The sequence below is a fragment of the Aquimarina sp. 433 genome (assembly GCF_054054605.1).
This window is the reverse complement of the sequence record NZ_JBSWZK010000001.1, coordinates 234,580-253,880: the sequence shown is the minus strand read 5'-3', so window position 1 is coordinate 253,880 and position 19,301 is coordinate 234,580. Positions and strand designations below refer to the sequence as shown.

Annotated in this window: 17 protein-coding genes and 1 pseudogene; 9 read left to right on the top strand and 9 right to left on the bottom strand. The window is 32.7% G+C overall.

The genetic code is table 11. The annotated features are described in order from the left end of the window. The first annotated feature begins 135 nt into the window (after window positions 1-135). Window positions 136-1,899 (top strand): alpha/beta hydrolase-fold protein, encoded by a 1,764-nt coding sequence (locus ACWNT5_RS01140; RefSeq protein ID WP_299603214.1) that lies wholly within the window; start codon window positions 136-138, stop codon window positions 1,897-1,899. A 295-nt stretch (window positions 1,900-2,194) separates the two neighbouring features. On the opposite strand, the pseudogene ACWNT5_RS01135 reads toward ACWNT5_RS01140, so the two are convergent. Further along, a pseudogene (locus ACWNT5_RS01135) lies at window positions 2,195-2,479 on the bottom strand (GIY-YIG nuclease family protein); the annotation flags it as partial. A 195-nt stretch (window positions 2,480-2,674) separates the two neighbouring features. Here ACWNT5_RS01135 and ACWNT5_RS01130 point away from each other — a divergent pair. From ACWNT5_RS01130 to ACWNT5_RS01095, 8 genes are all read left to right on the top strand, one after another. After that, the gene (locus ACWNT5_RS01130; RefSeq protein WP_456516368.1) at window positions 2,675-3,148 is read left to right on the top strand and encodes a hypothetical protein; all 474 of its coding nucleotides are present in this window, start codon (window positions 2,675-2,677) and stop codon (window positions 3,146-3,148) included. Window positions 3,149-3,616: 468 nt separating this feature from the next. Further along, window positions 3,617-4,084: a nuclear transport factor 2 family protein gene (locus ACWNT5_RS01125; RefSeq protein WP_456516367.1), complete on the top strand. Its 468-nt coding sequence runs from the start codon at window positions 3,617-3,619 to the stop codon at window positions 4,082-4,084. Window positions 4,085-4,202: 118 nt separating this feature from the next. Next, window positions 4,203-4,673, top strand: a complete 471-nt coding sequence (locus ACWNT5_RS01120; protein ID WP_456516366.1) for a hypothetical protein — start codon at window positions 4,203-4,205, stop codon at window positions 4,671-4,673. Between the two features lie 187 nt (window positions 4,674-4,860). After that, window positions 4,861-6,117 (top strand): hypothetical protein, encoded by a 1,257-nt coding sequence (locus tag ACWNT5_RS01115; protein WP_456516365.1) that lies wholly within the window; start codon window positions 4,861-4,863, stop codon window positions 6,115-6,117. 122 nt (window positions 6,118-6,239) lie between these two features. After that, on the top strand, window positions 6,240-8,450 hold the full coding sequence (locus ACWNT5_RS01110) for a S41 family peptidase (RefSeq protein ID WP_456516364.1): 2,211 nt from the start codon (window positions 6,240-6,242) through the stop codon (window positions 8,448-8,450). 251 nt (window positions 8,451-8,701) lie between these two features. Continuing rightward, entirely contained in the window at window positions 8,702-9,160 is a 459-nt protein-coding gene (locus ACWNT5_RS01105; RefSeq protein ID WP_456516363.1) for a hypothetical protein, read from the top strand. A 378-nt stretch (window positions 9,161-9,538) separates the two neighbouring features. Next, complete coding sequence (locus ACWNT5_RS01100) at window positions 9,539-10,078, top strand: hypothetical protein (protein ID WP_456516362.1); 540 nt, start codon at window positions 9,539-9,541, stop codon at window positions 10,076-10,078. A gap of 72 nt (window positions 10,079-10,150) precedes the next feature. Continuing rightward, window positions 10,151-10,666, top strand: coding sequence for a DUF302 domain-containing protein (locus ACWNT5_RS01095; RefSeq protein ID WP_456516361.1), 516 nt, complete (start codon window positions 10,151-10,153; stop codon window positions 10,664-10,666). Window position 10,667: 1 nt separating this feature from the next. Here ACWNT5_RS01095 and ACWNT5_RS01090 read toward each other — a convergent pair whose 3' ends face one another. The 8 genes from ACWNT5_RS01090 to metK all read right to left on the bottom strand — a co-directional run bounded on the left by ACWNT5_RS01090 (window position 10,668) and on the right by metK (window position 19,121). Continuing rightward, window positions 10,668-11,012, bottom strand: a complete 345-nt coding sequence (locus ACWNT5_RS01090) for a hypothetical protein (protein ID WP_299603187.1) — start codon at window positions 11,010-11,012, stop codon at window positions 10,668-10,670. A gap of 87 nt (window positions 11,013-11,099) precedes the next feature. Further along, entirely contained in the window at window positions 11,100-14,012 is a 2,913-nt protein-coding gene (locus tag ACWNT5_RS01085) for a patatin-like phospholipase family protein (RefSeq protein WP_456516360.1), read from the bottom strand. 93 nt (window positions 14,013-14,105) lie between these two features. Further along, window positions 14,106-15,035 (bottom strand): hypothetical protein, encoded by a 930-nt coding sequence (locus ACWNT5_RS01080; protein WP_456516359.1) that lies wholly within the window; start codon window positions 15,033-15,035, stop codon window positions 14,106-14,108. Window positions 15,036-15,088: 53 nt separating this feature from the next. Next, a complete protein-coding gene (locus ACWNT5_RS01075; protein WP_456516358.1) occupies window positions 15,089-16,120 on the bottom strand; it encodes a hypothetical protein in 1,032 nt (343 codons plus the stop codon). Continuing rightward, window positions 16,102-16,545 (bottom strand): hypothetical protein, encoded by a 444-nt coding sequence (locus ACWNT5_RS01070; RefSeq protein WP_299603176.1) that lies wholly within the window; start codon window positions 16,543-16,545, stop codon window positions 16,102-16,104. Before ACWNT5_RS01070 ends, ACWNT5_RS01075 begins: the two co-directional genes overlap by 19 nt. A 247-nt stretch (window positions 16,546-16,792) precedes the next feature. Next, entirely contained in the window at window positions 16,793-17,110 is a 318-nt protein-coding gene (locus tag ACWNT5_RS01065) for a hypothetical protein (RefSeq protein ID WP_456516357.1), read from the bottom strand. Window positions 17,111-17,304: 194 nt separating this feature from the next. Then, entirely contained in the window at window positions 17,305-17,679 is a 375-nt protein-coding gene (locus ACWNT5_RS01060; protein ID WP_456516356.1) for a hypothetical protein, read from the bottom strand. A 185-nt stretch (window positions 17,680-17,864) separates the two neighbouring features. Beyond that, a complete protein-coding gene (metK, locus tag ACWNT5_RS01055) occupies window positions 17,865-19,121 on the bottom strand; it encodes a methionine adenosyltransferase (protein ID WP_299603168.1) in 1,257 nt (418 codons plus the stop codon). Window positions 19,122-19,301 lie beyond the last annotated feature (180 nt).

Below are 19,301 nucleotides of genomic sequence, written 5' to 3'. Positions count from 1 at the left end.
AGTATTTTTTGACATGTAAAGGAAGAAAATGTATTGAGATTTTTTGAATCAAAAGAAATTTACGTTTCTTTAAAAAGTGTTTATATAAACATATCTAAGATCACTAAAATCATCATCTCATAAACCATCAACAACATGAAAAAAACTCACCGCGTGTATCCAAATGTATTTTGGGTAGCTATTTTGTTTAGTATCTCATTTTTTTTCTCGTGCACTACTAATAATAACAATATTGATAGTGCTACCGCAGAGATTCAGGTTTCCTTTACTTCAGAACAGTATGAAGAGGCATTGGACGGTAGGCTAATTGTTTTGATTTCAGAACAGATAGAAAAAGAGCCTCGATTTCAGCTAAGAGATGATTCTAAAACCTGTCAAGCTTTTGGGATGGATGTGAATAATTGGAAAGCAGGTGAACCAATGTCTTTTGATACGAAAGCTTTTGGATATCCAATTCGTAGCTTTGCAGAATTACCGTCTGGAGAGTTTTATGTGCAAGTATTATTTCATAAATACGAAACTTTTAACAGGGCAGATGGTCATACGGTTAAATTACCAATGGATAGAGGAGAAGGACAGCAATGGAACAAAGCGCCAGGGAATCTCTATTCCACTCCTCAGAAAATTACGATTACCGATGGGCAATTTCCTGCAATTAGTATACAGTTGGATCAAAAGATACCTCCAATCAAAGCACCAGAGGATACCAAGTATGTAAAACATATAAAAATTAAGAGCAAATTATTAAGTGAGTTTTGGGGTAGAGATATGTATTTGGGAGCACATGTATTGTTACCTGAAGGATGGGAAACACATCCTGATGTAAAATATCCATTGGCGATTATGCACGGGCATTTTCCGAATGATTTTGGAGGATTTCGAATGACTCCTCCCGATGCTGATTTAAAACCAGAATATAGCGAGCGTTTTGATGTCGAAGGCTATAATGTGATGGTACAGCAAGAAGCCTATGATTTTTATAAAACCTGGACAGGTCCTGATTTTCCTAGAGTTATTGCTATTAAAATACAACATCCTACACCGTATTATGACGATTCGTATGCGGTGAATAGCGAAGCACAAGGACCTTATGGAGATGCGATTACCTACGAATTGATCCCACATATCGAAAAACAGTTTAGAGGAATCGGAGAAGGTTGGTCTCGATTTGTGTACGGCGGAAGTACAGGAGGATGGGAATCGCTGGCGGTACAGGTAAAATATCCTAAAGAATATGGAATGTGTTTTGCTGCTTGTCCAGATCCTATCGATTTTAGAGCGTATTGTTTGGTAAATATCTATGAAGACAAAAATGCATATTATAAAGAAGGTGTTTTCAGAAAAACATTAGTGCCCGGTCATCGTGATTATTTGGGTAATGTAGATGCAAGTCTTCGTGATATGAATTATCGAGAACTGGTATTAGGAACTAAAGGTAGATCAGGACAGCAATGGGATATTTGGGAAGCTACCTATTCGCCAATAGATGAGGAAGGCTATCCGAAAAGAATCTGGGATCGTCTTACTGGTGAAATCGATGCTGAAGTTGCTGCGTATTGGAAAGAGAACTTTGATCTGGCGTATATTCTGAAACGAGATTGGGCAAAACACGGTAAAGATTGGGAGAATAAAATTCATTTGTACTGCGGGGATATGGATAATTATTATCTCAATAATGCGGTATATCTAGCCGAGGAAATCTTATCAGAAACAACCGCTCCTTATTATAATGGGGTTGTAGATTATGGAGATAGAGCCGAACATTGCTGGAATGGCGATCACGAAAATGGTAATCATATCAGTAGATTACGATACCATCGCATGTTTATTAAAAAATATGTCGAGAAAGTTGCCAAAGTGGCTCCCAAAGATGCAGATTTAAAAAGTTGGAGGTATTAATCTCTATAAGAATGGTGACGTCAGATCGAGTGTTTTCTGAAATGTAATGGAAGAAAATGTATCGAGATCTTTTCAAAGCTTGGAATTTAACTTTTTCTTGAATAGCGTCTCGATACAATTTTTGCTTCACTATCGTTACTCAAAAACCACTCGACGTGACGAGGTATGTTGATTGATTATTTCCCCAGATCGAATATTCTTAGAATTCAAATCCGTCAATTCGAGTATCCACCAAAAGTTGATGTATCGAGAATAGGATTTGAGTTGAGGTGAATTGAGGCTTTTTGAGTCTTAAAAACTTCTTCTTTGCCAAGTTAGGAAGTTGCTCATAATCGCCATTAATTAAGGCTGTTTTTTTAGCTCTTGACCATTTTTTAATTTGTTTTTCGACGTCAATAGCTAATTGTATGTCTGTAAACTCACAGCTATATACTAACTCTAAAGGTCTTCTATCATGGGTAAAACAACCTTTGTAATAACCAGAATGATGATGAAACAATCTTTGATCCAGATTTGATGTTACTCCTGTATAATATAAGTCATCATTACATTTAAGTATGTATACGTAAGATAGTTTCATGCTATAAATATATACTTTTCGCTTTTTATAACGTCTCGATAGTCCTCCTGAGTCTATCGAAGTATAATTTTTGCTCCACTATTGCTACTCAAAAACCACTCAGCGTGATGTATGGTATACTTTTATATTTTATATGCACTTCACGGAAAACGGGGTAGAGGAGATTATGATAAAGGTATAATTTAGCAACTAAAAATGAACAACCAAATTACAGATCAGATAAAAGCAGACCTTTTAGAGTCTTTTGAGTTTTATGCGAACCCAAAGTATACTGGCTATGATCCGGTACGACCAGTGGCAAAAATTATTTTTTCGGCTCAAGGAGAAATTACATCACCGCCAGACTTAGAGTTTATGGGGTATGGTGGAGGTTCTGAAGGAGAAGCCTTTGATGCCTGTGGAGGATTTAATTTAGAACCATTTTTTCCATTGGATACAGATGGAGAATATTTCGAAGATGATGATGAAGAATTTATTAGTAAATGTTTGCAAAAAGCAGGTGAAGCAGTGTTGGAAAGTTTACAATCTATAGCAACAAGCGAGGCATTTTTAGATATTCCTAAAGAAGGTCCTATTGTGTTTGTACTGAATATAGTAGATCAAAAAAGCAAGGTGATTTGCAGAATCCATCCAGATGGACAAGTAGAATTACCTCCAAAAAAGAACTAAGTTCTTAAGATTGAGTAATACATCTTGCTATATGAATTAATGCAACGTTTCAAAGCAGTGCTTTGAAATCTTTTCACTAATTTTTAATCAATAAGATAGGATGGGAGTGGCCTATCAAAAAGAAATTTGAAAATCAAACCAGCAGCGAGGGCTTGGGGATGAAAAACTGTTTGAGCGGTAGTGAGTTTTTTTCATTCTTGGATGTGGGTGGTGTAGTATTTTCTTAGGTTCTTTTTGTAAGTCTAGACTTTTTTGTTTCTTTTTTTGGCAATGAAAAAAAGAAAAGAAACTATATCAAAGCGTATCGGCGAAAACTTTAGTTAGTAACTTTTTATTTCTTAGCTTCTCAATACATCAGAGGATAAGATCCTTTAAATAGTTAAGTAAGTTACAATTAACTCGGTATTAACGTATTGTTTTGGATCGTCCGTATACATTTGGATGTATAACATTAAATGTGTTTTTTAGATGATTTCAAAAGCAACTTCCATATTTCGATTGATACTTTTCTTATTGGTTACAAGCGCTATGCATAGTCAGGAGGCTAAAAAAGCTCATAAAGATTCCTTGGATGCGGTAGTGAAAAAATACTATGAATTAAATATTAAAATTTTTCAGGCTAATTCGACTCCAAAAGATATTGATAATGTATTCGAGCTTTTTACCGAGGATTTCACCTATGTACATCCAAAATATGGTGGTACGTATACACGCCAAAAACTCTATGACGGATACCTTAAGAATCAAAAAAGTGGAAGATATTTAGGGACCATAGAAGATATAGAAATCTTAAATAAAATTATAGGGCTTAATGCCGTTGTAACTCAAAAGAGATTTGTTGAAAATAAAGATGGTGAAATAAAAAAGGGAAAGCCAGAAATGACGCTTTTTGAATTTAAGAACGGAAAAATTTCTCGAATTTTTGAATATTGGTAATAGGAAACTATGGTAATAACAAATAGTATAGTTAGCTCTAGTATTTTCTAAAATATTATAGAAGAATATAAATTGAATAATGAATAAAGACTAGAGCAAATTATAATCTTTTGCTTAAATGACGGATCAGGAAATTAAAAATAATATTATAGAAAAGGCATTGGAGTATGGAGCACCTTCTGCATATGCTGCCTTGTTTGATGATATGTCTGATACTTTTAGGAATAAATTTATGAACCATATTTCGGATAGAGATTTTGGTCTTCCTATTGTCAAATATGGACATCCGAATGGGTGTTGGGTACTTATAGGAACTAAAGAAATTGCTTGGCAAAATGAACGGTTGTACTTCTTACCAATTGATCAAATAGTAAGATTCTCCATTCCTAAAAAAGAAAAGGAGAAAGCTGCGGAGATTCAACCCAATCGAATGATGAGAAAGTTCGAATTTGAAATTCTTACCATACATACATTAGATGGTGATTCGTATGATATTTGGTTGCATAAAGGGAAGGAGTATTACGGATTTTGGCATATGATGATTCGCTTTTTTGGTTGGAGAAGGAATGATACTAGTCAATCAGTTTGAATATAAAACTAGTTATTTATAAAGAAGTCATAAGTTTCATGTTTAGTTAGATTATTTAGATGCAACCATGTATACGGGATTGGCATAATGTTTGTTGCCAAAAAAGTATTGCTATTGAATTAAATAAACAAAGCATAAAAGGGTGTTTTATTTCAATAGCTTCACTAACCATTATCAAAAACGTATCATGCAGATTATAACAAAAAGGCTAATATGTATTAGCTTTTTGATGCTTTTCTTTGTAATAGAAGGAAGAACTCAGGTTTTAGAACCTTTAGATGAAAAAGATTTTTTTAAAAATCATCAGAAAGAATCCCAAAATCCTATAAAGCTATTAACTTATGAGGATTATTTTTTTAAAACTAAGAAATACTACTGTGCATTTGACAAAATAGAAAAAACAGAAAACTGTTTGAACTCTATCACCTCTAAACAGCTCAAGTTTTATAGAGATTCGAAACGATTACCGATTGCTATCGCAAATAATCATGTTTACTATAAAAAAATCGATAGTCATTCTTCTAGGCAAGTAATTACTTTAGAACCAATAGATAAGAATAGTCTCAAAGAAGTGAAGTTTGAGAATGATAGTATAGAAATGGGGTTTTACCATGATGAAGTAGTTACGAGATCAGGAGATATAATTGTTTTTGAAGGGTATGAAGGTGGAGGAATAGATAAGGTAATACGGTATACTAAGAATCTATCTGTAGCTTATAGTTTTGATACGTATAAAGATATTAATGATGACTATAATGTGTTTTATGATGAAAATGATGATTTGGTCATTTATATTTCTCAAGCTCGGTCTACAAGTAATACGATCATAAAAAAATATACATCTTTAAATAATCAATTGATTATAGATTCGGAAACAGATTTTGGTCAAGGTTGTAATATTTATGATGCGAAAATTGTTGGTGAAAATATCGTATTACTTATCTATGATGATTTAGGCAATAGAAGTTTTATGGTTCTTGATAAGCAACTGAATGCTATAAGTTATTTTGATCTTTCAAAAGGGATTTCGAACGGAGAGTTCATTGTCTTAAAAGATATGGTTTTCTTCAATGCTGGAATGCTAGTTTTTGCATATGATGTATCCAACAATAAGTTTGTTTGGGAGAAAAAACAAAATAATTCCTCAACAGATATTATAAAAACTAAAAATCCTGAAGAATTCAGAGGAGGTAAACTTTTTAATTTAGATAATAATCATATCATATTTTTAGAAGGAGATTATAAAGTAGAACCTTTAAAAAATATTCAAGATATAAAAAATTGTACGTTAACTGTGTTAAATGTTGATAATGGAGATATAAAACAGAAAATACAGTTAGGAGATTTTTCCGGTCAATTAAATGTTATCAATAATTCCAAGAACGTAGCAATCTATGGACATGAAAAAGTAAAGGTTTTTAGAAAAATTTCATTGTTTAAGTGATTTTTTATTTTCTTAATAAAAGAAAATGTTTTAAAGTAACATTTTGCACTAAAAAGATACATATAAAAAGTAAAATACCATTAATATTTAGCATTTCCGAAATAACTCGAAAACACAAATCAATGAAAAAAATACTAATAACGTCACTTGCGATACTGTTCTTGCATTTTTCATATGCTCAGACAAAGGAGAAGTATAATCTTGGATTTGAGGATCATGCTAAAGGCAAATCACTTTCTGATGGATGGATAAAATGGGGTAATTATGAATTGGTAATTGATGCAGATGCTCATTCTGGAAAAAAATCAGGTAAAATTATATCCGATGAATCTGGTAGTTCATTTGGTAGTATAGCATATAGAATTCCCGCAAATTATGAAGGTAAAAAGATAAAGTTGGAAGGCTTTATGAAAATTAGGAATGTCGAAAAAGGATTTGCTGGATTATTGTTACGTGTTGATGGGGATGGATCGTCGTTAGCATTTGATAATATGCAAAACCAGCAAATAACAGGAACTAAAGAATGGGCAAAATATAGCATAACTCTTGATTATCCGAAAGAGGCTGAAAAAATATTCATTGCAGGAATTCTTTCTGGAAGAGGAGAGGCTTGGTTTGATGATTTTACGCTTTCTATAGATGGAAAAAATGTTCAAACACTAAAAGAAGTAGAAAAAGAGTTGCCAAAAGCTAAGCTCGATAAAGAGTTTGATAAAGGTTCTTTGATAGATATCTCTTATGTATCTCCAGAGAAGGTTGATGATTTAGCATTATTAGGAAGAGTTTGGGGGTTTCTAAAATATCATCACCCAGAAATAGCCAAAGGAAACCATAATTGGGATTATGAGCTTTTCAGGTTTTTACCTAAATATATCAAAGCGCAAAATAATTCTGAAAGAGATCAACTTATAATTGACTGGATAGAGTCATTGGGAAAAATAGAATTATGTAAAAAATGCAAGCCTACAAATGAAATAGCAGCACTAAAGCCAGATTTAAAATGGGTGTATAATCAGAGCGATGCCTTAAAAGAAAAACTGTTTTATGTGTATAATAATCGTGCTCAAGGTAAACAATACTATGTGCAAGTTGATCCGAATATTGGAAACGCTATTTTTAAAAATGAAAATCCGTATACAAAAATGACATACCCAGATCAGGGTTTTAGATTGTTATCTGTATATAGATATTGGAATATGATTCATTATTTCTTCCCAAACAAACATTTAATGGATGATGATTGGAATACAAAGCTAGCAGATTATATTCCTAAATTTCTAAATGCAAAAGATGAGTTAGCATATGAGCTGGTAGCTATTCAATTAATTGGAGATATACAGGATACTCATGCAAATATTTGGCGTGGCGCGGATAAGATTAATGAGTGGAAAGGAAATAATTTTTCACCGTTAGCTGTACGTTTTGTAGAAGATAATTTAGTGGTAACTGATTATTATAATCCAGAGCTAAAAGGAGAAACTGGTTTGCAAATAGGAGATATTATCAATAAAATTAATGGTAAGTCGATAAAAGAACTAATTAAAGAAAAATCGAAATATTATCCAGCATCTAATGTTGCCAGTATGCTTAGAGATATATCTGCAGATTTATTACGTTCAAATAAAAATCAGCTTAACGTTGAATTTACAACCGCAGATTCTAAAACGGTTAGCAAATCGATAAAGTTATATCCAAGTGATAGTCTTAATCTCTATCACTGGTATAAACCAAGTAAAGAGAAATCCTATAAAATGCTCGAAAATAATATAGGTTACATAACACTTCAGAATATAAAAGAAGAGGATATACCAGTTATAAAAAGTGAGTTCATTGATACAAAAGGAATTATTATAGATATTAGAAACTATCCTTCCACCTTTGTTCCGTTTAGTTTAGGATCTTATTTTGTTTCTTCTCCTACACCTTTTGTGAAATTTACAAGTGTAAATATTGATAATCCTGGAGAATTTACTTTCACAGATAACTTAAAAGTAGCTAATAGCGGAAAAACATATAAAGGGAAATTGGTAGTGTTGGTAAATGAATTATCACAGAGTCAAGCTGAGTATACTTCAATGGCATTTAGAGCAGGAGATAATACTACTGTTATAGGAAGTACAACAGCAGGAGCTGATGGAAATGTATCTTCGATATTTCTTCCTGGAGGTTTGAAAACTATGATTTCTGGTATCGGAATTCTCTATCCAGATGGAAAAGAAACACAAAGAATTGGCATCGTTCCTGATATAGAGGTAAAACCAACTATCAAAGGGATTAGAGCGGGCAAGGATGAATTGCTAGAAAAAGCGATCGAAGTAATATTAAAACAATAAGTTTATTGTGCTGTGTAGATAATGTCTGATATTGGTAATAATAAAGAATCAAAAAACAAACTTGCAATAAAAGATAAAATCCAGATATTCTTTTTTGGTATGGTTTGGGTTGTGGTATTTGGATATCAATATTTCTATAATTTACCAGGAAAGGAAAAGGACAAAAGGGAGTTTATTCGGTTATATTATGGTGGCATTGTATTTTGGGCTCTTTTCGTAATAGGAGTTATTTATATAATATCAAAAATGTAATGGGAAGTTTGTTTGAAGAAAATAAAAAAGCACTGGAAAAGACCGTTATTTATTTTTCAAGATCACGCAGTCTATTTATAATTATCTTTTGTGTTTTGCTTATTTGTTTCGGCATCTATGTTTTTTTTAAAATCAATTACTTTCTTGCACTAGCACTTTTTATAGGAGCAGCCATAGGAATTCATAGAAATTTAAAATTATATAAAGACCAAAGACCACAACTGATTATTTCTGACAAAGGGATAACAGATAATAAAGGGAAGTTTAAAAGCTGGTCGGCTATTAAAAATGAAGAGATAGTTCCTAAAGCTAGGTTTTATAACGATAGTAGTGGTGACTACCTAACATATGATTATCATAATAGGAACGAGAAAATATCGATTGACGAATTGGATATTGGTATAGGGAAACTAAATTATTTGCTGAGGATTTATAGAAAAAGAAGTCAGAAAAGTTAGAATTAAAAGCTTTGAAAGGTTTTCTATAAATGGAGTAAAAAATAACTTGTGGAACTAAATACAACCTTTTATTCAGAATTATTCTTAGCATAACTTCTTCGTTTATAAATTACATTTCCGATATATCAGCGAATAAAAATAATCGAATTCAAACGTAGATCTGAATCTTTTAGAAAGGGTATGTAGTCTTTGTAAGTTAATAAAGAAAACAAGTTTGATGTAGTCAATATTTTCGTCAAAATGATTTTTTAGAAACTTTGATCATTGAGAGTTATAATAAAATTATAATTGGATCAATTCTGTTTTAACAATATGTTAATCTCCTTCCAAATTAGAAAATGTTTTGGTTTTCTAGTATCTTAGTATAAAAAGTAAGGAATGCTTAGAAATATCGTAGTATTATTTCTGGTAGTAATATGTAGCTCTTGTAATCGGGGAAAACAACAAGAAGAACCTACAAATGAATCAAAGGGATGGCAAGTCGTGTATGTCAATGACGATCAAGGAAATCCTCTATCAGGAAATATTAATGACCTAAAAAAAGCCGTTCGACAAGGATGTGTTGTTCGTGTGGGTTGGGGAATAAAAAATGAGTACAAAAAAGATCGTTTGCGTAGAACTTTTGAAGTAGAACATACTGCAGAAGCACAATTTTTAACGATTTCTGAAGGCCATGTATTTGCGCAACTGGACCGAATTATGGGACAAGCACCTTCTCGAGAGCGTCCTAAAATAAATCTTGTAAAGACTCATTATTGGCATTCTGTACTTGGAACCACAGGAGAAATGACTCAGGTATACCAAGATCATCATGATATAGATAAAAGTGATGAATTTATAGAAGATGTAAAAATGACTTGGTATGTAAATGCAAATGATTGCGACTATAAAGGTAATCCTAATCAATCTTTATATTAAAATCAGAATGCTATGGAAATGATTGTTAGCAAATTCCATCTGATAATTGAAGAAAAAATAAAATATAAGCAGATGAAACAATCGATCATTTTTACGCTTTGTGCTTTCATGTTGTTTTCGTGTAATCAAGCAACAAAAGATACGTCTAATACCACGAAAAATACAGAAGAAGAAAGTATGGAAATCACTTCAAAACAAGGTTTAATTATTAAGAAAAGCACTCAAAGTTTTGATGAAACCTATTCAAAATTAGTAGATATCATAGAAAATAATCCTAACCTTAAGATTATCGCACAATTAGATCATCAGGCAAATGCTGCGTCTGTGGGCTTAACTCTAAATCCAACAAAAATTATCATGTTTGGCAATCCAAAACTAGGCACGCCTCTGATGCAGAGTGCGCAATCTACTGGACTAGATCTTCCGCAGAAAATATTAGTATCGCAAGATGATCATGGTATTGTACAGATATCGTATAACGACCCTCAATACCTACGACAACGTCATGGAATAGAACAGAAAGACGAGGTACTTACTAAAATAAGTGGAGCACTGGATAAAATAACATCTGCAGCAGCAGGATTATAATTTAATTCTGAAGTTTTACTTTAATAGGACCTCCGCTAGAAACGTAGCTTCCTCCAACTTCATCTAGATTGACATTTAGCTCTTCGCTTGTACTTATTTTATTAATATCTACTCGCAATTGATCATAAGTGCTTACTCCTTTGATGTTTACATCAATTTCATCGGATGTATCTAGCTTTACAGTAATGGTTCCGTCATCATTAAGAGGTACTAGTCCATAATTTAATGGTGTGGAAGATTCGCTAGCATATGCTTTCGGGATAATATTGATGTCTTTGATTACAATTATAGATAAGGCAATGGCGATAATGGTAAGAACTACTTTGGTATAAGTATCAGTTTTCATAATTGATATATTTTGTAAGAAAATCATCAAAAACCACACCGAGACGTGGTTTTTGATGATTTATAATACGGTTAGATTAGTAATATACTATTCTCGTAGTAATTTTTTGTCTAAAGATTCGGTTTGTTCTTTAAAATACCATCCTTCTTGTCCATTTGATAGTTTTTGTAAATCAATTTCTAATAATGGATTTACATGATAATTAATGTTTTTTAGTGAATAATGTAAAGAGGTATTTTCATCATTAATAGATGGTTTTATCAATGGAAGATTGAATTTATCCAATCGCATTTCTATGATAATATCTTTATAGTTATTTTCGATAGCAATACGTTTACGTTTAGGATATAAATTACCATCAATATCGTTGGGCATTTGTACCTTGTCTGATAGTGATAAACCAAGTCGATCGATTTCTATGGAGTCTATTTTTAGGAAATCTGCGTTTTGTGAAGTAGCATTGGTTCTTAAGATATTTTGCTGTTTTATATATTCTAAAAGTGATACTTGGAAATAGTACTGATACCTCTTTTTGTTTCCTGAAATTTTAATAACATGCTCAACAGCCTTTCCTTTTTTTATAGTATCATCTGCACAACGAAACATAAGTTTTTTATTGAGCTGTATATCACTAAGAATAGAAATAGTAACCGGTTCCAAGGGCATATAATTTATTTGATCAACTCCTTTACGTATAAGATTTTTTAAAATATTTGATCCTCGCCAAGGTGATTTTTTAAAAATCGAAGAAACAAACAATCCAGCGGATACAATAGGCATTGCTAGAGTACCTAATAATGATGTTGCTACGAACGGTATTTTTAATAAAATAAATTTCAAATATTTATTACTTAATAGTACTCCTTTTAATCGTGTAACAGAAGGATTGAAAAGGTTTTGTTCTAATGCCGCTGCATAAGTACCCTTATTATTAAAAAAGTCAATTTCTTCGATTTGATCGGTGAGTTTTTTTTCAAAATTCAGGAAGTTATCGCTTGCAATAAAAGGTCTGTTGGGTCTAAAGCCGCCTAAACTTTCTTTTAAAGATATTAAAGTACTTAAACGTGCAAAGGCAAAGGAATAGTTTCTTGCTTTCTCTGAGGCAAACCCACCAAAAGCTTCAATTTCACTTCCAGGGAGTTCTATCGTATTAAGAGTTTTGTTAATCGGAAGGATGGCAGCACGATATGCATTCTCATTTTTACCATCCGTATTTAGTGCAAAATCAGCGATCACTTTAAAAACGGTCTGCGCAAATACGTTTTGATTCTCTTTTTTAGTAAGTTTTAGAGTGTTATATACGGTTGCAATATCTAAGGATTTAGATGTTGCTATAGTATTGTCGATTAATTTTTTCAGTTTTTCCAGATCATCTAATTCCAAGTGGATACAAGCTTCGTGATTTAAAGATGAATCTTTGCAATTTTTTTCAATTTCAGCAAGAAAATAGATCATAGGATCTCGAGTTCCTAGAGATATCATGCCATTTTGAAGATTTTTGGTAATCTTATTAAAAGCGGTTGCAATGATTTCTACAGTTAGGTTATGACTCATATCTGTATTAGCATCCAAATATTTGAAGATGGTTTTCCTAAGCTCGAAATTTTCTTGTATATCAATTATTTTATGCTCTTCTTTAATGCTTCCCTGATTGGTGAGTACTCCTAATATACTAGATACATTGCCAAAAAGCTTGCCCAATTCTTTCTTGAAAGAAACTTCGTTTCCCGATTTTTTTACTGGTGAAAAGGCGGATATTTTAAAAGAATGATATTGTTCTTTTCGTACAATAGGATCTACAAATAGGATTAGTCTTTCTTCATTGTTTGTTATTCGTCCAAAATCCTGAAAAGTTCCTATTTTAAAAGCTTCTCGAATGGGTTCGTTATTAAAAGTACCTCCGTCGATATATGGGAAATTAAAAGATTCATAATCTAAAGTATTGTTGTTCTCTTCAGCAAAGTAGCTGTTCTGTGTAAAGGTGTTGTTGTTCTTATGCTGATGACCTACGATTTCCTGTTGTATTTTGCTAAAAGAAGAAGGCCAACTAGTATGCTTTTCGGAATCACCAAATTCTGCTTTGTATCGTTTTAAGATCACGGGTTCAAAGGCAATAGGAAAGGCTCCACAACCAAGTGCTGAAGCCGATATAGTAGCCCACGCACTCCTGTCTGTCATTTTGAAGTGTGTGGGCTGGTTTGGTTTTGGGTTACTGCAAAATTTTAGCCAACGCGAATCGGTTTCTTTGCCGTCTTTTTCAATTGCTGTTTCATCGAAAACAAAATCTATAACTCGCAGTTCTGAGTGATTTTCTGATCCTACAGATTTTAAAAAGTTCTGTTGTAATCGATCCTTATCAGAATTTCCACTGGTATTACCTTTAGAAAAGTCAATTTCAATAGGCAATAAGTTAGTAAGAGAACAAGCAAAAATGACTCTCTTAGGATCTAATAACTGCCTTCTGGAAACATCAACTCCATCAGAAGTCATTAAATAGTTCTTCGTAAGATCTTCTAATAATTTTCGGTCTAATAAAGAGAAAGACTCGTTTGGTTTTATAGGGTTTTTAGAGCGATTTTCGTTATTATATAGTTTTACAGAATCTACTTCTTTAACCCATAGTTTATGCTGGATTTTTTGTGCTAGTTGAAGCGCTTTTAAGGTTTCAAACTTACTTTTGTGTTTTTCTGCTTTAGCGACATCATCGGAGAAGTATTCTTTGATAATTTCATTTAATAAATCCTGTTCGGTAAGCTGGTTATTTACCAATGGAATCATAGAGCGATAATCTATAAGACATTTAAGCATTATTGTTAAAGCAATAGCTCCTGCACTTGCTCCACTCATACCATCTACGATTACCTGATCATAGTCATTATTGTCATTGTCTTTACCATAAAGAACTAATAATTTTAGTGCTTCTGTTAACGCCGCACCAGAAAAAGAGCCTAATGAAACTCCTCCTCCCATCGCTAAACATACACGAAGTGTTTTTCCCATGATTTCTTATGTTATTTGTTATACAAACATTTTATTTTATCACAGATTCGGTGACAAAATTTTCTAGGGGATGTTTAGCAAAAAAAAGCTTACTTAATCTCGATTCATATATCTCGATTTACTAATCTTTTGTTGCATTTGCGGAGCAGGTGGGGTTGTAGGGATATTTACTGGGGATGTTTCAGAGGTGTCTTCATTAGAATGTATATCCGTACTTACATCATCATTATCATTTGGATTGCTAGGGTCAGGAGCTGTATCTGGTGCTTCGGGACTAACAGGAGTGCCTAGTTTCCCTGAGGTTTCGGTAGGAGTAATACCAAATAGCGTACCTGCTGCGGCTTTTAATCTTTCAGTAAATTCCTGAGAGGCAAAACCAGAAATAATAGCAAGACTCATAAAAGATACCATTCCTCTAAATGAAATATATTCATTGTCATAACTTGGATTAGCAGTAGAAGAAATGATAAGATGTGATATAAAAAAGATTAATAATCCAGATATGGCAGCCGTTAAAGGTCTAATAAGATAGGGAATAAATAAATTATCTGGAAAAGATTGTTCTTCTCGGTAAAATTCAAAAATACCTCTTAGATTCGCTAATACACCTCCTAACATTCCTGCTAGAAACATTACAACAAGCATGTCTAGAAAATTAACGTGCTCAACATCTTTCGCGATCTCTTCTTCTTCTTCTTCTTGTTCATCTGGTGTAAGTTTATTCTTCTTTGCATCGGTAGAAACTGCTAAATTTACCCGTGTTTTAGATATGGCTGCTTTGGTAGTATCTCTAATGATTGTATCTATTTCAATGGGTTTCGATGGCATAGGTTGCACAGCAACGGTAGAGGAATCCACAGCATTGTTGTTTGCATTTATTGCTTCTTGTTTGTCTGCCTTCTTATTTTCTTCCTCATCAAAAAAATCTTTATCATATACCAGCACATAAAAGTAACTATACAAAAGTAACACTGAGGTAATAGCTAGTACAACATTGTATAAGATGGTTATTGTCGGTTTCATGAGTATTGGATCAGTATTGAATTTTTACTTAGATTATTTGTGTCTTTTATACTTCATTTTTTTGCTTGACTAAAATTCCATTTAATTCCTGGTTTTAGAATAACATCTTCGTCACCAGTAATTGCGTTAGTTTCTTTCTTTAGGGATACAAAAAGAGTAATACTCGGAATTAAATATGCCTCAGCATATCCACCAAAATCTATACTTTCTGTTATACTATTATGATACGCTTCTGCAGATAAAATTAGTTTTTGTTCATATTTTCTAAGTGCAATTCCACTAATGAATCCGTCATTATCCGTAGCTTGCGGTGTTTGTTCATAACGATACATAATCATTCCATTAATACTCATTCCACTTTTACCGAAATCATATTGACCTACAAGCCAAGCTTGATGTCTATAGGTAACAATGCTGTCGGTTTTAAAAGAGTTATCTCTTGCTCTACCAGCAATAGCATATCCTAGGGCTAGAGAACCTCCAGCTTTTTCCATGTAGCGAGTTTTTGCATTTATGTATGCTTGTTTTAGAGCAGGATTATCTACAACGGTTCCCGCATCATCGGAATTCATAGGTCCTGGATCTGTATCGGGGAGTAGCGCATTATCAATATCTTTTCCTAGTTCTTCATCGAATATAAGATCTTTACTGTCAAATAGTGTAGCTCTTAGTCCTCCAGAAAATAACAAATCGTCAGGGAAATCCATAGAATTTATAGTAGCGATAGAAAATTGGAGATTTGCAAGAAATCTTTTCCCATAACTATTTCTGTATTCTTTTACACTTTTTAGTCTGCCACCAAAAGCGAAATATGGATTGAAATCAAAAGCCAATCCAGGGCTTACTTCATTACCGCTTAAAAAATTACTAGCCAGTTGCGTAATAATTTCTTGAGGAGTACTAGCTCTCATGATAGTTGTAGGATTGGCATCTAGCACCGCGAAAGCAGGACTCTCAGGAACATTGTAATCCAGCTTAAAAGCGTAGGCACCTTGATTATCACCAGGTAATTCGGAATCTTGCGAATACCCAACAAGTGTAATAAAACTTATTAGTAGTAGATAACTTATTCTGTGTCTTTCCATAGGTCAGAAGTTGAAAAGTTATCATTGATAAGATGTTTGAAAATCACATGATTCCCAAATTTTAATTGTTTTCCATCAGAACATTTAGGAACAAGACGCGATGATTGCTTTGTCCATCGATTTTTTCCATCTTGTATCACAGTAATACTAAATTCTCCTCGTAACACATTTGGTATAGAAGAACAAGCATTGATAGACCATGCAAGAGAATCATTTTCTATTTCGTTCGGTTTTTCTAATAGAATAAATTCATCTACACCATCATCACCAGTAATAACATTAAATTTCTCTTTCTTTTCCCATTTCCCGTTTTGAAGTTCCCACAGAACAAAAATTGATCCGGATCTAATTCCGTTATTGGCGGTTACTCTAACTTTTAAAGAGCCACCGTCTGGATCAATTAAACAATAATTTGATTTCGGCATGATGGGTATGGTTTTAAGTTTTTGATATTTTTAAGCGTATTTAGATTTTAAAAAGAAAGAATGCTGTCAATAGTTTTGGTTAAGATGGCAATCTATTGTATCCAAATAGGATAAAGTTATCTTTATAAATCTTACTCTAAAAATACATTAAAACCTTGATATCAGTCACAGGTTAATACCCCTTTTTTTGGTAAAATCCCGTTTTTAATAGTAAAGTTCATTTTGAAGTCAATTAAGCAGATGATTACTACCACTCCGTGATCTGAGTATTGACTTTTGATACCTTTATTTCCACAAATATTGTGTCTACAGTTTTATAACTATGAATACCGTCTTTGCTCTTAGCTATTCTTCTTTTATTTCGTCTAATTTCTCTTTTTATTTTTCTCCATTCTCTATCAGCATCCTTCAATGCTTTCTTGTTGTTAGCTTTCTTGTTTTTATCATTTTCAGTGTTAGAAGAATACGTTGATGTAGTATTTGTATTCTCCATAGTAGTAGCTTGTCCAATAAGATTTTGACCAGACCAAATCAAAGCGATAGTTAATAATATTCTCAGTCTCATAATAGATGGGTTTTTAATTACTTGATTTACAGTTGCTAAATTAATTTATATTATCATTCCAAAACAGAGGGAAAATGTCCCTTTTTGATCAGGAATTATCCCCTAGCACTATAGAACATCTTTAATTTATGTGTATAAACAAAAAAGGATGTCAACTTCTTGACATCCTTTTTTAACTATAATGAATTATTTTTTTACCAACCTGATAGTTGCGATTTATCACTTGTTGTAGGTGGAATTAATACAAAAACTGTATCTACTAATTTAGAAGCAAAGATTTCTTTCTGGTCTTTCATTCTTTGTTTAGTAGTTAGCATCTGCTTTTTGATATCTGCCCATTCTTCATCAGAATATGGTCTCGATGAAATATCTTTTGATGCTGATTCGGACTCCTCTGGAGTTTTTATAATAAGTCTATCTGCAGAAACAGAGTTGTCTTCATTATAAGATCCTTCTTCAATTTTAAGATCAACTTCTTTAATTGATTTTGTGTTGTTTTTGTAATCTTGTCCAAAAGAAAAACCAAAAACACAAAGCATTATAAAAGTAACAGCAATTTTTATTTTCATTTTAATACTTTTTGAAAAATTGATTATCAAGACTAAATATATTTTAAAATGATAACCTTTATTTTAATAATTTAGTATTCGTAGGTCTTCTTATAGTATCCGAAAATATGATCAATTAAAAATGATATAATTCCAAATATATAAAGTGTTGGAGGCTATAAAGTTACGTGAAAATTACGATATAGTTATATCTGAAAAACTTTTTTTACCTGATCTACATAATCAAGCTTTTCCCAAGTAAATAATTCTACCTCTTTTTCAACCTTCCCAGAATAAGGACTTTCAAATACTTTTGTTACAAGTTTAGGTTGCTTACCCATATGTCCGTATGCTGCAGTTTCTTTATAAATTGGATTACGTAGTTTTAAGCGTTCTTCAATAGCAGCCGGTCTCATATCAAAAATGTTAGCTACTTTTTCAGCGATTTCTCCATCAGTAATACCTAAAGTACTAGTTCCGTAGGTGTCAACAAAAATCGAAGTTGGTTCCACCACACCAATAGCATAAGAAACCTGTACTAATACTTCACTAGCTACGCCTGCTGCTACTAAGTTTTTTGCAATATGTCTAGAAGCATACGCTGCAGAACGATCTACTTTACTAGGGTCCTTTCCAGAAAAAGCACCTCCACCATGAGCTCCTTTTCCACCATAGGTATCTACTATGATTTTTCTTCCAGTAAGACCAGTATCTCCATGTGGTCCACCAATTACGAACTTACCTGTTGGATTTATATGATACGTGATCTGATCATTAAATAAATCTTGAACATATTTTGGTAGTTGAGCGATTACTCTAGGAATCAAAATAGATACAATATCATTTTTAATTTTTGCTAGCATCACTTCATCGTCAATATCAAAATCATCGTGTTGAGTAGATACAACAATTGCTACAATACGTTGAGGTACATTGTCATCACTATACTCTATAGTAACCTGACTTTTAGAGTCTGGTCGCAGATAAGGAATTTCAGTGCCTTCTCTTCTTAATTTTGCTAGTTCGATTAAGATTTTGTGTGAAATATCTAAAGCCAACGGCATATAATTTTCCGTTTCCTTAGTAGCGTATCCAAACATCATTCCTTGATCACCTGCACCTTGCTCTTCTTTCGTTTCTCTATCTACTCCTTGGTTAATATCCTGCGATTGTTCATGTATTAAAGAAATAACACCACAAGAATCACCGCTGAACTGATATGCTCCTTTAGTGTATCCTATATCATTAATTACTTCTCTTGCTATTTGTTGTACATCAAGATATGTTTTAGATTTTACCTCTCCAGCAAGAACTACTTGTCCAGTTGTTACTAAAGTTTCACAAGCTACCTTGGAATCCTTATCAAAAGCTAGAAAATTATCTAATAAAGCATCACTAATTTGATCTGCTACTTTATCCGGATGTCCTTCAGATACACTTTCTGAAGTAAATAAATACGCCATTTTTTGTTGTTTTTATAGAATAAACTATAATAAATAAGAAGGATTGCAAGTAAAGAAGCTTTCGATTTGAAATAATATTATATCGAACTGCTTTAGCATTTATTCACTGAATTGATCTAGTCATAGTACAATGTCAGCTCTTTAGGGTTGCAATCAGTCAAATCTATCCCTTTTTTTATT